The 13,503-nt window shown below is 40.2% G+C and carries 17 protein-coding genes and 2 pseudogenes; 2 read left to right on the forward strand and 17 right to left on the reverse strand.

What is annotated here, in order from left to right; all coding sequences use genetic code 11:
- Window positions 1-31: 31 nt before the first annotated feature.
- Complete coding sequence (locus MKY01_RS22710) at window positions 32-508, reverse strand: DUF6790 family protein (protein WP_026080959.1); 477 nt, start codon at window positions 506-508, stop codon at window positions 32-34.
- A gap of 423 nt (window positions 509-931) precedes the next feature.
- Between MKY01_RS22710 and MKY01_RS22715 the strand changes: the two genes are divergently transcribed.
- A complete protein-coding gene (locus tag MKY01_RS22715; protein ID WP_036668516.1) occupies window positions 932-1,357 on the forward strand; it encodes an Rrf2 family transcriptional regulator in 426 nt (141 codons plus the stop codon).
- 110 nt (window positions 1,358-1,467) lie between these two features.
- Window positions 1,468-2,325 (forward strand): SDR family oxidoreductase, encoded by an 858-nt coding sequence (locus MKY01_RS22720; RefSeq protein ID WP_339283592.1) that lies wholly within the window; start codon window positions 1,468-1,470, stop codon window positions 2,323-2,325.
- Window positions 2,326-2,512: 187 nt separating this feature from the next.
- Here MKY01_RS22720 and MKY01_RS22725 read toward each other — a convergent pair whose 3' ends face one another.
- The 16 genes and pseudogenes from MKY01_RS22725 to MKY01_RS22800 all read right to left on the reverse strand — a co-directional run bounded on the left by MKY01_RS22725 (window position 2,513) and on the right by MKY01_RS22800 (window position 13,503).
- A complete protein-coding gene (locus tag MKY01_RS22725) occupies window positions 2,513-3,052 on the reverse strand; it encodes an RNA 2'-phosphotransferase (protein ID WP_339283594.1) in 540 nt (179 codons plus the stop codon).
- A gap of 31 nt (window positions 3,053-3,083) precedes the next feature.
- The gene (gene imm48, locus MKY01_RS22730) at window positions 3,084-3,524 is read right to left on the reverse strand and encodes an Imm48 family immunity protein (protein WP_339283596.1); all 441 of its coding nucleotides are present in this window, start codon (window positions 3,522-3,524) and stop codon (window positions 3,084-3,086) included.
- Between the two features lie 179 nt (window positions 3,525-3,703).
- Complete coding sequence (locus tag MKY01_RS22735) at window positions 3,704-4,600, reverse strand: nucleotidyl transferase AbiEii/AbiGii toxin family protein (protein ID WP_313771467.1); 897 nt, start codon at window positions 4,598-4,600, stop codon at window positions 3,704-3,706.
- Between the two features lie 37 nt (window positions 4,601-4,637).
- On the reverse strand, window positions 4,638-5,219 hold the full coding sequence (locus tag MKY01_RS22740; RefSeq protein ID WP_339283598.1) for a hypothetical protein: 582 nt from the start codon (window positions 5,217-5,219) through the stop codon (window positions 4,638-4,640).
- Window positions 5,220-5,422: 203 nt separating this feature from the next.
- Window positions 5,423-5,896: an SMI1/KNR4 family protein gene (locus tag MKY01_RS22745; protein ID WP_339283599.1), complete on the reverse strand. Its 474-nt coding sequence runs from the start codon at window positions 5,894-5,896 to the stop codon at window positions 5,423-5,425.
- A gap of 378 nt (window positions 5,897-6,274) precedes the next feature.
- Window positions 6,275-6,577, reverse strand: coding sequence for an SMI1/KNR4 family protein (locus tag MKY01_RS22750; RefSeq protein WP_339283601.1), 303 nt, complete (start codon window positions 6,575-6,577; stop codon window positions 6,275-6,277).
- A gap of 208 nt (window positions 6,578-6,785) precedes the next feature.
- On the reverse strand, window positions 6,786-6,854 hold the full coding sequence (locus MKY01_RS22755; RefSeq protein WP_339287238.1) for an HNH endonuclease: 69 nt from the start codon (window positions 6,852-6,854) through the stop codon (window positions 6,786-6,788).
- 143 nt (window positions 6,855-6,997) lie between these two features.
- Window positions 6,998-7,165, reverse strand: coding sequence for a hypothetical protein (locus tag MKY01_RS22760; RefSeq protein WP_165789964.1), 168 nt, complete (start codon window positions 7,163-7,165; stop codon window positions 6,998-7,000).
- Window positions 7,166-7,532: 367 nt separating this feature from the next.
- Complete coding sequence (locus MKY01_RS22765) at window positions 7,533-8,009, reverse strand: hypothetical protein (RefSeq protein ID WP_253502128.1); 477 nt, start codon at window positions 8,007-8,009, stop codon at window positions 7,533-7,535.
- 20 nt (window positions 8,010-8,029) lie between these two features.
- Window positions 8,030-8,140: pseudogene (locus tag MKY01_RS22770) on the reverse strand (HNH endonuclease); the annotation flags it as partial.
- A 296-nt stretch (window positions 8,141-8,436) separates the two neighbouring features.
- Window positions 8,437-8,892, reverse strand: a complete 456-nt coding sequence (locus MKY01_RS22775) for a hypothetical protein (RefSeq protein WP_100528555.1) — start codon at window positions 8,890-8,892, stop codon at window positions 8,437-8,439.
- Window positions 8,893-8,909: 17 nt separating this feature from the next.
- Window positions 8,910-9,878, reverse strand: a complete 969-nt coding sequence (locus MKY01_RS22780) for a hypothetical protein (protein ID WP_253502134.1) — start codon at window positions 9,876-9,878, stop codon at window positions 8,910-8,912.
- An 18-nt stretch (window positions 9,879-9,896) separates the two neighbouring features.
- Window positions 9,897-11,969, reverse strand: a complete 2,073-nt coding sequence (locus MKY01_RS22785; protein ID WP_339283606.1) for a hypothetical protein — start codon at window positions 11,967-11,969, stop codon at window positions 9,897-9,899.
- 170 nt (window positions 11,970-12,139) lie between these two features.
- On the reverse strand, window positions 12,140-12,607 hold the full coding sequence (locus MKY01_RS22790) for a DUF2004 domain-containing protein (protein ID WP_253502141.1): 468 nt from the start codon (window positions 12,605-12,607) through the stop codon (window positions 12,140-12,142).
- A pseudogene (locus MKY01_RS22795) lies at window positions 12,604-12,985 on the reverse strand (HNH endonuclease); the annotation flags it as partial. The pseudogene MKY01_RS22795 and the gene MKY01_RS22790, both read right to left, overlap by 4 nt.
- Before the next feature lie 77 nt (window positions 12,986-13,062).
- Window positions 13,063-13,503: an SMI1/KNR4 family protein gene (locus tag MKY01_RS22800; RefSeq protein WP_339283608.1), complete on the reverse strand. Its 441-nt coding sequence runs from the start codon at window positions 13,501-13,503 to the stop codon at window positions 13,063-13,065.

Consider the following 13,503-nt stretch of genomic DNA (forward strand, 5'->3'; position numbering starts at 1 on the left):
AAGCTGTGTAAGGCAAAAAATCAGTTACAGCTTAGTGCATTACCCAGATTCCACCAGCCAATACGGAGAGAACCGTGATAAACGTTTGATACACCACATCCATAATGAGATTCCCGATACTGTCTCCATCTGCCTTGCGATTTTTAATCATGACATAAGTATGTGACCAAAGACCACTTAATCCGTATATGTACATCGTTACCAATACACCAACCCAAAAGTTCCCTTGGAACCAGATGGCCATAATCCCCATAACTCCAAGCCCTACCTGGGAAAAACCGTATTTAACCTGAAATGGTCCACCAGGCCATCCTAACATTTTGGCTGTCTGATCCGCTCTGGCAATGTTGACAACATAACCAATCACTCCAACCAATCCAAACGTAACCACAAACTGATGAAGCAGCAACACCCTGCTAATCTCGCTCATTTCCCCGGGAAAACCTAACACATATAGGTGTACTCCCCCTGAAATTAGACCTAACAACCATAGAACCAAAAACCACATGCCTGTCCCACTCCCGCCGTTTGTTATTTGGAATCATTTGTAACTAAATGTACAATCTTGTAGTTAAACACATTATATAATCGCTTTTACATTTGTCAATTCATACATAATTTTCTAGTTTGTCGAAGCTTTTGTCATTTTTCTTCTTCTGTACGCAAACAAGAAAACCATATAGTTCCATTTAACTTGAAAATAATAGGAATTTAGCCCTATTATTACATTAAAAGGTTTGAAACCTACTTCTTTTTTAACGCTCCAAAAGAACCACAACTCATTTATTTGACATAGGTGATAGTTCAATTATCATCTGTTTGATCATCTACGATTCCAGAACAACAGCAACTATCCATTAAAATATAATATAAAGGAATTGACATCCAATCGCTTTGTAACTATTATAGTTACAACGGTGGTGATTATCCCATGAGACAAATCAGCAGTCGCTTTTCCATTGCGGTTCATACCCTGTCCCTGATCGCTGTTATGCCCAATGAATGCACCGGAGATGTGATCGCGCAGAGTGTGAATACAAATCCCGTGATTATTCGGCGGATTATGTCCAAGCTGAAACAGGCTGGACTGATTGACGTCAGACCCGGTGTGGGAGGTGCTTCCTTGTTGAAAGATCCAGCCGACATTACCCTTCTTGATGTATATCGAGCGCTTGAGGTCGTGGAGGATGGGGAATTGTTTAACTTTCACAAACATCCGAATCCGAAATGTCCGGTCGGCAACATGATTGAACACACCTTGCGTGCCGAACTCATTGAGGCTCAGACAGCCATGGAACAGCGCTTGAATCGTGTAACCATACAGCAGATGATGGATCAGATTCATGTCTCTGAATAACAAAGCTCATTATGAGCTTTTTTTAACCCTTTCGTTGTAATCACACCTGTTATAACAATTTTGATTACATCCATATGCAAACAAAACACATATCCTAGGAGGAAAAGAAAATGAAAATTTTGGTTACTGGCGCCACAGGTCATTTGGGTTCACTGGTTGTAGAGGCATTGTTGAAAAACAATTCTGCCAAGGATGTGGCAGTAAGTGTACGTAATCCAGAGAAAGCGGAAGCACTCCGCACTCAAGGGGTTGACGTGCGTCATGGTGATTTCGATCAACCGGAGACGTTGGAGAAAGCTTTTGCCGGTGTAGACCGTCTGTTGCTCATCTCAACTGATGGTGACAATGAAACGCGTATTCGCCAACATCAGGCTGCCATTGACGCTGCCAAGAACGCAGGCGTGGGTTTCATCGCTTATACAAGCGTTGTGAATGCAGAGAAAAATACCCTTTCCCTGGCGGAAGTTCACCGCGCTACAGAAAAAGCTATTCGTGAATCCGGCATTCCGTATTCCTTCCTGCGCAATAACTGGTACCTGGAAAATGAAGCAGGCAGTGTGCAAGCAGCTACCCAAGGTGCACCTTGGGTTCATGCCACCAACAACAGCCAAGTAGGCTGGGCTACCCGAAGTGACTACGCCCATGCTGCTGCAGCTGTTCTCGCAGGAGAAGGACATGAGAATACCGTATATGAATTGTCCGGCAAACTACGCACGCAAGCTGAACTGGCTGCCATTGTTGGTGAAGTGCTTGGGCAGGAAATCAACGTGCAAAACGTGGACGATGCCGCTTACGTTGACATCATGAAAGGTGCAGGTCTACCGGACTTTGTCGTATCGATGCTTGTTGATATGCAAAGTGCCATCCGTGAAGGCGCATTGGCTGTAGAGAGTGATACTTTAGAGAAATTGCTTGGCCGTCCGGCTCAGCCACTTAGCGAAGGTATTAAAGCAATTGTAGGCAAGTAAGTTTTGAATATGAGAAAGGGACACACCAACAAATGTTGGATGCGTCCCTTTTTTGGTGTAGCTAACGATCAATACAACGATACACCAGTTGTACGGATGACCGTACACTCACCGTTGATTGCGACTGCTGCGATTTGAGCTTGGTATTTATGCTGTCCACAAGAGTTCATCACTCATTGGTCACTGCTCACTGCTCAAGAATATAACGTGAGGGAATATGATCGGCCAGCCAGATATTTTCGTTTCCATGATAAAAAAGGATTCCGTCTGTGGCCGCTTGAGCAGCATTGATTTTCAAAATGACAGGCTGATCATCCCGTCTTCGTCCCACCTGATTGGCCGTATCGATATCTGCGGACAGATGTACATATTGCCTTTGCCGCGGCTGTAAGCCATGTTCCATAATAGAATTCACTGCGCGTGCCGGGGTTCCATGGTACAGGGTTTCCGGTGGCTCAGCAGATATCTTCGATATCTTAAGGGGCGTCGAATGTCCATACAATGCCCGGATGCGGCCAGAACGGATTTCATGTCTCTTTTTCTCCGAGGTTTGAATCATCTGCTCCAGATCGGCTTGCGTGACTTCCTTCCAGTACGGACTTTCATGTAAAGCCACCAGCAATTGCGAGATCTCCACCCAACCCTCTTCGTCCAGTTCCAGCTCATACTCCCATGGTGCATGTCGCAGAGCGTATGAGAGTTCCTTGCTTAATTTCATCAGATCCAATGCAATCATCTCCCACATCTATTAAAACCGTCTATTTTTGCGATTGAACCGCTGTTAAAATCTCCTGAATGTTACGTTCCAATCCTTCATCGTTTTCCTGGTTGAATTGGCGGTGTCCATCAATCCCACGTTGGATAATCGTGTTCATTACCGGATGAACCTCACGATCGGAAGCCACCCGAATCAGATCGTTGGCAAAATCAACCGCCTGCTGTTCACTGTAATTAAATGGTTTAATCAGCATCCGAATGCTCAAGGCATGGGCCTGCGGCTCCGCCAGCTGATCCCGATGAGTGATGCCATACACCGCGCCAAAACCAAAAGCAGCCATGACCTGACGCTCCAGTTCTGTTGTCTGTTCCAAAGGCGTGCCAATCAGCTCACACATTTTGTCCACCATCTGCTCCAGCTCGTTTGCTGCCGCAGCCAGAATTACGTCATTAATATCGTCAGCGTTGATAAAATCAGTCATATTGGTTTTCTCCATTTCTGCACCGTATTTGATCCATTCTCTCAGACTCTATGAGAACATTGTATCGGAGTTGGGGTGTTCGTTTCAAATTCATCTACGAATAAAGGCGAAGTGAATGCTCCCGAAGCAGTTTTCTTACAGAAAGCTTTTAGGTCTGCTTCTTCAGTGCATGAAGATCTTTATGTATGCGTGGGGCAACTTGGTAAATGTTCATATGCGTCACTGTTAATACCAACGTGATTCATCGTTTGGCGCAGCTCCGATACAAATTCCATAAAATACACTTCAGGACTACGGCTTCCGGCATAATACTGCAAGTCATAATCGTAATTTAACCTCGAAAATACATCATGCAGATCGTCAACCAGTATCTTTTTCATATCCTCTCTCGTAATAGCTGGGTCCATGCTGCACTCGTTGGCCAGGGTCTGCATTGTCTCCTTGAGCGCCTGCTGATCGTATAACGGGTTAGACAACAGATGCTGCAAATCATACAAGTCTTTAAACCTGGGCCTCACTATCGTTTGATGCAGCTTCCATGCAATTTGGATGGAGAGTGGTACAGTGTAAGGAACGACAAAAGCTTCACCAACCATGGGTTGGTAGGATAGAGTAACAGGCTTCTCATCCAAGTCGAGGTTAAAAGATATATCAAGATGCAGTTCATCCTCATACTCATTTTCATTCCTTGGTTCACTATCAATATAAAAGGCAAGCTCCGTGTTCACCGTAGGAAAATCATCCGCCATCGCGTAGTCTATTCTTCTCCAGAAGGCATTCTCCCGAAAGCTTCGGAATATGATACCGTCATTCAGGTCCATCTCCGTTACCCGGATCATCCAGTCTGTAAATACTGCATTGGCCTGATCCTCATTCTCAATTCGACCTGTATACAGAAAGTCGATGTCATCCACATAACGAATATTGGGATTCTCCAAATACTGTCTTGTTAATAAGCTTCCTTTTAATACAAATGGACTATTCACTAGAGAAGCGCGTTTTAATAGAGCTTCTAACACAACAATGAATCTCTCATCCTCATTTAGGAGGTGCATTTTTATGTTTTTTTCTGACACTCGTTCTCCTCCTCCATTCATCGTACTCAACATCCAATTAGATCCATCCACGATCCAGTTCTTCCCGGCTGTCATAGATGCACAGTTCATATTGCTGTTTTAACAGTTCGATCTTGTTCGTATGCAAAATGGTATGGATCTCTCCCACTCTACGATAAAAATGTTCTGCACTCTCATATTCACGGACCGTTACGAATCTCACTTTGCCATCTGCATTAAGTGAGTTCCGTGAGATATGTCCGCCCGAATCCGCGCACAGTTGCTTCAATACGGCCACATCATCCACATATACCTTTCCGTGCCATTCGAAATAAGGCTTGGACTGTGCCAGCATCGGCTGATCAAAATACGTTTCTTCCTTAGCCGGAATTTCCACCTTCGTCCGAACAACTGTGAATCCGTTATCCCGAAACTTCGCCCCAACTTCTTCAATAACATTCTTCACTTCTTCGTAATTCGTGCTATGTAGAATGCCTGTAATCATTGGCTGATTAATATATTCACCTTTGTCCAAGACGATCAACACGGGCTTCACGTTCTCTTGATTACAAATGTTGATAAAGGTCTCTTTCTCGTTCTGCTTCAGATCACGCATGGTTACATGATATTCAAATTCCATCAGGTCACTTCCTTACTGATTTTTGTCATCTCTCATTAGACAGATCTCTCTTCTATCTTCTGTTAATTCTCCACTCACATCGCTCAACTCAAATATTTCCACAGATCTTCTTTCAGTTTTACAATTCACGTTCAAAACGCACACCTAATTTCTCTACAAGATACTGACAACTGGGGCATTCGTTAACATGAACTAGGAGAACTTTATTTACTCAGCAATTCAAAAAATTCTAATATATTGGTCGCGACTTTTTGTGTCACAGGAGAAAACTCCTCTGACTCTTCATGAAACCAAATAACTACAGTAGGCTCTTCTGTTTCTCTAAAATCCAAACAAATAAAATCTCCTGAAAAAAGCGCTGCAATAGGAACTACATTCATTCCCACTAAATCTTCATTATCAGTTAATCTATCACCTATTTGCGTAATAGTAACTTCAATTTCATACCATCCATTAATAGGATCAGACTCACTGTCATCCAATATACATAGAAATTTTTCTATTATGTATTCTTGCTGATTCATACTAAACATATTTGTGATTGGTACAGCTCCGTTATGTTCCTTAATAAAGTGCCTATAAGATTCAGGGAATGAAACTCTCAAGCTTCGCTCAACTGCATCTAATAAATCATCGCCTGGTAATGGAACAACAATCGTATTAACATCCATTCTCATATGCTTCACTTCCCATTCTCATCTTTTAACACATGCCCCACCACATGGACTTTAACCAGGAAGATCAGAATCCCCTAACAACAACTTCCTTTCGTACACACCATTAGTATAAAACTGGATATGATGCTCTTACTACCATTTGGAAACTCAAAATAACTCGATTCCATTTGAGTGTTGTCGTCATCATTTTGGCATAGGAATCTGAAACAGGCTCTCCTGTATAGGGGTGAACTCCCAGCTCAAACAAGCACACCTTTAGGTAACAGATGTAACAACTATAGCCATTTCATCAAACTATAAAAAACTCACTCCTGACTCATTGTTCGAGTAGGAGTAAGCCTTTTAATTTTTCTCATATGATTGCATTATAGGAAGAACCTATTCTTCTAGCATATCAAGAAAACGATTAACATTATCTGCAATCTTTTCTGTAACTGGGTCATACTCATCTGATTCCTCATTATACCATATACAAACAACTGGATCGATTTTACTTTCAGTATAGTCTAGACAAACGAAATCTCCTGCAAATAGAGCTGCAATTGGTACTAATTCAGCACCTGTCATATCTCCATCAGAGAGTATCCTTTCATCCAATTGACTGAAAACAACCTTAATATCATAAATACCTTTATCATGCTCACTTGGCTTGTTCAATAAACAAAGAAAACGATCAACCACATATCTATTCGATTTAAATTCAAAAATCGAGTTATTGGAATAGATCCATTGCTTTCCGATATAAAATCTATAAAATTTTTCGGAAACTCGATTTCAAAATTTTCTTCTACACGCTTAATAAATTGCTAGTTGGAAGCGGATAAATTATACTATTATTTTTTATTTTTAACATATTTCACCTCTCAAATTAATGTCTTGGGGCGTCTGCTCATTGTCCCTTTGTTCTTCCTCCATTATGCTTTGCAATGTTATGAATACCAAAAAGTACAAGTTGCATCAATCCGCTTTCCTCATTATGGTGACAAATTGTTCTTCTGGTTGTACTTTATTTGGTAATCTAGCGTTCAGCCACTTGAATTGTACAACCTCTGTTGCCTTCCAAAGGTCCTTTGGTAATATATCTTCATGCAATACTACACTTCATATCGGAGATTTCAAACCTTTTAATTTCTTCACTTTAACTGTCGGGAAAACCGCTTCGTACTCCTCAATCGCCATGAACAGTGGCTCTAGCTCTGGTGGCAGATTCGCTACATGAACAGGCGCTTTGTTGCTGCCCTCCTGTTGCAATAGGCCAGCTCGTACCATGGCCTCCCCTCCAAAATGGGTGAGAAAGCGAACATAACAAAAAACAGATCCATTATGGTGGTATCTGAACATAATCGACCCGTTCAACTTGATGCTATTAAGTTAAGTAGGGGATAAAATTTAAGCGTTGATGTGCGTACAAACAAAATGAAGAAATCTCTATACAGGTACTACATAGGTTAAGTATGGGATTAGTTAAATGATGGCTTTATTTGGTACTGGGTGGGGGTTACTTCATTAATCGCCGCCATCTATATCAGAAAATGAAAAAGACTACAACACGGCCGGCTAACTCGCATTGTGGCATTATACGATCTTGTTGCTGGGGTTATAAACCAAGTTTACACTAAGTCTTTGACAGCCCCTGTTAAAGTACAATATCTTGAAGACCCACTTCTATTACTTCTTCATTTTCAACACCAATACCCAATCCGTGTTCTTGTTCCCAAGTGCAATCACATAATATCCCTACTCTTCTAATACCATCCTCGAAATCATATCTTATTAGCAAACCTGTAGGCGTAACAAGTCTCCCTAACTCGTCTATTGATGAAATCTTTGGAGCAATTTTTTCAACTTCTTCACTATCACTTTGCATTGCTCGATAATCTTCAAAGTTCTCTAAATAATACTCTAAAATCTTATCTTCGCTTTCCTTTACTATGCTAGGCATATTCGCTTTGAATTGCGAAAAAGCATCCCGTTGGTTCGGAGTAATTTCTTCATTCTCTTCGCCATAAATATTCAAAAGTATTTTTCGTTTTTCTCCAAATATAGTTATCTCTGTCGTCCCTATCCATAAATCTTCATAAACAATTTCTCCAAACAACTCATCTTTTTTCATTTTTAGAGTATCGTCCTTTCTTATTTAACTTCACTTACACCACCAAGGTGTCCAAAATTAGAATTAACACTACTCGGAACCAATTGTATGGTTTTCCCATCATTAAGTTCATACTAAGTATACTTGTTTTTTTGTTCTCCATATTGCCATTTCAGCCTTGCCCTTAAAATTAAATTCCGTATCCAGGCCTCTTTTGCATCGCATCATTTTATCTTTCACATCATACGATATGTAGTCATGAGAAACCCGGACTCCTAGCTGTTCATCCAATTTTTTTGTCATTTTTCATATAATTCTTAATGACTTTATGTATCATATGGTTGATCAAAGTTTTGACTTTTAAAACGCAAGATTAACCCTTTCTAAAAAACCTCAAAACAAATAAGCTCCAGACAAATAACTGGAGCTTATTTGTTTTATCTTTGAACTAAATATACAACTGGATATGACGCTCTTTTTCAGGAATATCTTCATCTTCTAATAAATCCACTTGAGTTAGCGCACCCTCATGCTTAAGTTCAGCGATGAACAATGCATAGAAGTCTCCTGCTGTCGGATAGGAGAATAAACCATATCCTTTTCGAGAAATTAACTTGTTCACTTCCCTTATTTTCTCAGGGAGATATTTGTAGTCAAACTCTCCTAACTCTTCTAGCTGATCTGCAGTTCCCAATTCGATATCATAGGCATACTCATAGTCTAAAATGTAATTGACGATTTCCTGATCCACTTCTCCTTTGTAGTCCAGAAATAAAAACCGTTTGGTCGCTAAGCCATGATTCAGCATACTATAATACGCCAGTGATTCATCCGGATCATTCAAAATCATGTCGATATCCTCTGTATTATCAAATATTAACGGCACCAAATCTTCATCTGCCATGCAATCTTCCTCCTCTCCTACTCAAACAGAACTCCATGGTGGTTCGGGATATACTCAGGATAGTTTTTCCGATAAAAATCATCAATCATTCGTAGAACGGGGTCCCACTCTGGATACGGTTCAGGATCTTGAATATTCATTTTAGCCTCCGGTGAGTTCATCAGGAAATCATCAAAATGACTTGGATTGGGCAGACCTTGTTTTTTTCTCACATGAAGCAAATACAAAATTTCATAAGGATAGAAAGCGTAATCATAATTACCAAATTCAAGCGATTTCCCTAACTCCGATGCAAGCATGGAATGATGTTCGGACATTCTTCCAATTAAACGTGTAATTTCATCCAATTCAGGCGTATTCCATTGTTCCAATACTTCTCTGTAGATTCCAAGTTCTTCTGGAATCAAGCCACATGGCTGTTCCCGATCTGTTAATGCGGATTTCACAGCCAAGTGAACATATTTATTAGTTCCTTCAATTTCTTGCTTGGTATGTTGGAGATATAACTCTAGTAAAAACCAGATATGTTGATTCCAATCATTGGCTTCCATTAAATTATCTCCAAGATATTTGACTATAAAATCAAAAAATATCTGTTCCTCCTTCGCCCATCCAAATAAATTGAAGTGAACTAATGATACGATGCTATTTTGAAAAGAATAATCAATTACTTTCATCTCAGGATAACGATCTTTATAAATGTGCCTGCACATACATTGATAAAAAGTTACTTGCTGTATGTGTTTCAACCCCATAGGATTTACCCCTTCTTTAATTAACACTTCATTTTTCCATACTTCCAACCAATAAGAAGATATTTTGTACATTCTATTCAACAATTTGTGATCTTGATCTACTGCATTACTTTCTACCAAAGAAACAATCTCAAGTTTAGCTTCATCATATTTAGCTTGAACATCATTCAAACCGTCATCAAAGTTTTTGACATAGCGCTTGTATGCCATTTTCATTTTTTTCACATTCATTTATAGTCCCCCTAATTTTCAATTTATTTCCTTACTCCAATCTTTTACTTTGACGACATCTACCCCAAAACCTACGGATGTTTTAGAAATATCCACTTCAACCCTAATATAATCAAATTTCAATCCAGGATAATCGTCAATTAGCTTTTGAAGTTTCTCTTGAAAAACAGAAAAACTTTTATTTTTACGGCTTGACATCACTTCAAAATATTTTGGACCACCGAGTTTTTGCTCTGTTGGATAGTTGAAATTTCCCCACTCGGAAGTCTTAGCCTCAATCATGGTTAATTTAGGAGGCGGACCCTTGGACAAAAAGGCTCCATCTATTCCGTTCCTACCAACTTGAAATTGATCGGAAATATCCTTACCCAGATTGTTGTTTATTGCGATTTTTTTCGCAACTTCCTCGCCAAAGTCACCCTTATCATGATCATAATATTTTTTATTATCGATTTTTCGCTCATACCCTTCTACACCGGATAAATCAAATTTACTACTTATATCATCTGGAGTATCTAGTTGATTGGCCAGCTTACTTCGTTCTCGTTTTAACTTCTTAATTTCTTCTTCACTGGCCCCTACTTTTTCCTTAATTTTAATTTTCTGATCCAGATCGTCAAGTTCTTGTTGGATTTGCTTTTGACTCTTTCCTTTTTTCTTTTTCAGATTGTCATTAGTATTTGGTTCTTTTGTATCATTTGGTTTCTTCGTTTGTTCGCTAGGGCTGCCCTCGTCCTTCTTCGTGGTTGTAGACGGTTTCCAAGTGTTCACTTCATTCGGTGTTTTATTGTTAACTGAATTCGAACTTTCTGGCTTTGTTCTTGCATCTTTGAGTTTCGTACTTGAACCATTTTGTTTAGTCCCTGTACTTGAAGAACTTGGTTTTGAGTTTGCTGGCTTGTTATTTCCAGATGAACCGGTTTTTACAGTCTGCTTCGAAGATTCAGCTGCAGTCTTGGGAGGGTTCCCAGAGTTAGGACTCGTTTCAGTTTCAGCTTCTGTTTTACCACCAGAACTTGCTTGTCCCGTTTTTTTCGACTTATCCCCGCTCCAATCGCTTCCTCCACCAGAAACGATCCTCATTTTCTGACCGTCTGTCCATTTCTTCTTTGCAAATGTCGCTGCTGTTTTTAATCCGTTACCAACAACTTGCATGACCTTTCCTTCAATGTCTGGCGTCCTGACCCTTAGATTACCACCAATCATCGTTCCGTTCTCTATTAAATCGCGATGCATTTCATAATCGTAGATCATCTCTACGAATTTCTCATCGCTAATCGGATTGTAAATCAACTGTGTCAGATATTTCATCTGTTCCAATGTCAGGTCCTGACGCAACCAAAAATCGTAATCTTTTACTTCCTCGACGGTAATATTATGATATATGCCCGCCCTGTCTAATGCCCATGAAATTTCTTGGTAATAGGGCGAAAAGAAGGTTTGATGTTGAACATCGTCTTTCTCCACACTCTTGAAAAATTCCAGCGACACCTGCAGGTCACGTTGGGCTTTTTCATGCGCCCACTTCTCACGGAAGTAACTCGGAATCTGCTCATAAGCAAGGCTAATCTCCTTGTTCTGTTGTTCCAACTTCTTAAAGAAATCGGTCACCGAAGTCGATGTAGTCAACTCTTTGGCGGCCGTCAGCATTTTACCCAACATCGTCCATTTTGCTTCGTTCTCCTGCTGTTGCAGCTCAGCAAAACCATTCGTAAATCGGTCCAGCAAATTCAGAGCCGAAGGCTTGAAGGAGCCTATCTTCGGCACGCTCGCGATGAGACCCGTGGCAACGGCAGCAATGCCTACGCCGATGGCTGTCTGGGCAGCAATCCCCCCTAGAGCTCCCAGGATCGGAATCATAGCAGTGATGGCCAATGCAGCTCCAGCCAACGATCCATCTTTCGGGTTCGTCGTTGATGCCTGCGTCACTCCAGCAGCCTCTGCGGCTGCTGCGGCCTGAGCCGCTTCGTACTCCTCAATCGGCATCAGCGGTGGCTCCGGCTCCGCAGGCAGATCCGCCACATGAACAGGTGCTTTGTTGCTGCACTCCTGTTGCAATAGACCTGCTCGTACGTTGGCCTCCCCGTCCAAAATGAAGCTACCACCCCACCAAGCAACCATTAGTTATTTTCGACACGCAAAAAGCTCTCTAACTCATAAATCAAGTAAGAAAGAGCTTTTGAATGTTAATCAAATGTTTGAATCATTTAATGTTGGGTTCGTTGGATATGGTTGTGCTATACGATTTAATTAGCCTGGTATCAAATTGCAACATCTTGGTATCCTACATCAGCTATTTCTTCATCTAATAAACGCAACCCTAAACCATTCTCTGAATCCCATGTACAACTAAAAAGAACTCCAATGTCACGTTCTTCATTAATGTCTCCATACGGAACAACAATCCCCTCTAAAGTAATCATCTTCATCAGTTGAGTTGTTGTTTCAACTAATGGATAATTCTCATTAAACGCAACATCATAACCCAATTCACTTCTTTTTTGTATGTAATAATCCAAAATAGGTTGTAATAAGTTAAATTGCACTTGTTTCCAATCTTGTATCAATGATTGATATGCCGAATATTGTTTTTCATCAAATCTTCCATCTTCATCTCCATCAATCATCAATGTAATTTCAAGTTCTCCTCCGAATAATTGAAACATAGTCTTCCTAGTCCAACCATAGTTATATTCGAGCCCTCCAAAAACAGGATCATTTTTTATCATTGTGTACTCCCCTCTTTATTGTTTATTAGAAATCCCCCAGGTTCAAACGCTCCTGCATTCATTTCTCCCACACCTCCAAGATGCCCAAAAGTACTATTCATCTTTGTAGGTACTAACTGCATTGCTTTAACATCATTTTAATTCGTGCCATGTTAGTTTATTTCCATCTCGATAAATCTTTATATCTTTAGCAGTAATTTCACCAGACTCCATACCAAATTGGCGTGCTATTTCAGGAGAATTATTAAGTTGTTCAGCTAACCTTTGATCTGATTGAGCAAAATTAAATCTTCTCGCCGCTCCTCCGTATGTGCCCTTTCCACATAACATATACTCAATTTGCACTTATGCTTTAGCTAATGGTGAAAGACCAGGGATCAGACAAATGAAAAAGCCAATTTCGACTTATAACTCAAGTTGAAATTAGCTTTTCTGCATCCGTCATTTTCTAAAGATTAAACTTCATATAAACTATCTAGAAAGCTATCAAAAGAATCAGATATAAGAAACATATTGCTTATCTTTTCAGTAGGTTCTATATCATGAAGGAAAATATATATTTTCCCCGCATACTCTTCGCTAGTTCCCAGACAAATTTGATTTCCTCCAGAATCATCACCTATAGATATAAATTCGTTTGGGATTTCGCCATATAATGAGTCAAACACACTCGATAACTCATCGTAGGATTCATTGATATCTAGCCCATAAAGTGTGTTGAGAGCAGTCTCTCCTTCATCATCTGAAATTTTGAAAACATTTGGCTTTACATTACCACCGTTATACTCAAGCAAAAAATCGCGATATTGAACCGGAAGCACGACATCATATTTTGCTTCAAATTCCTCAATATTTTTTAATTTAATTTTTTCATTTGTGTTATAAATCGTTGCCAT

It is taken from the genome of Paenibacillus sp. FSL R5-0486 (genome assembly GCF_037975155.1).
Classification (GTDB): domain Bacteria; phylum Bacillota; class Bacilli; order Paenibacillales; family Paenibacillaceae; genus Paenibacillus; species Paenibacillus amylolyticus.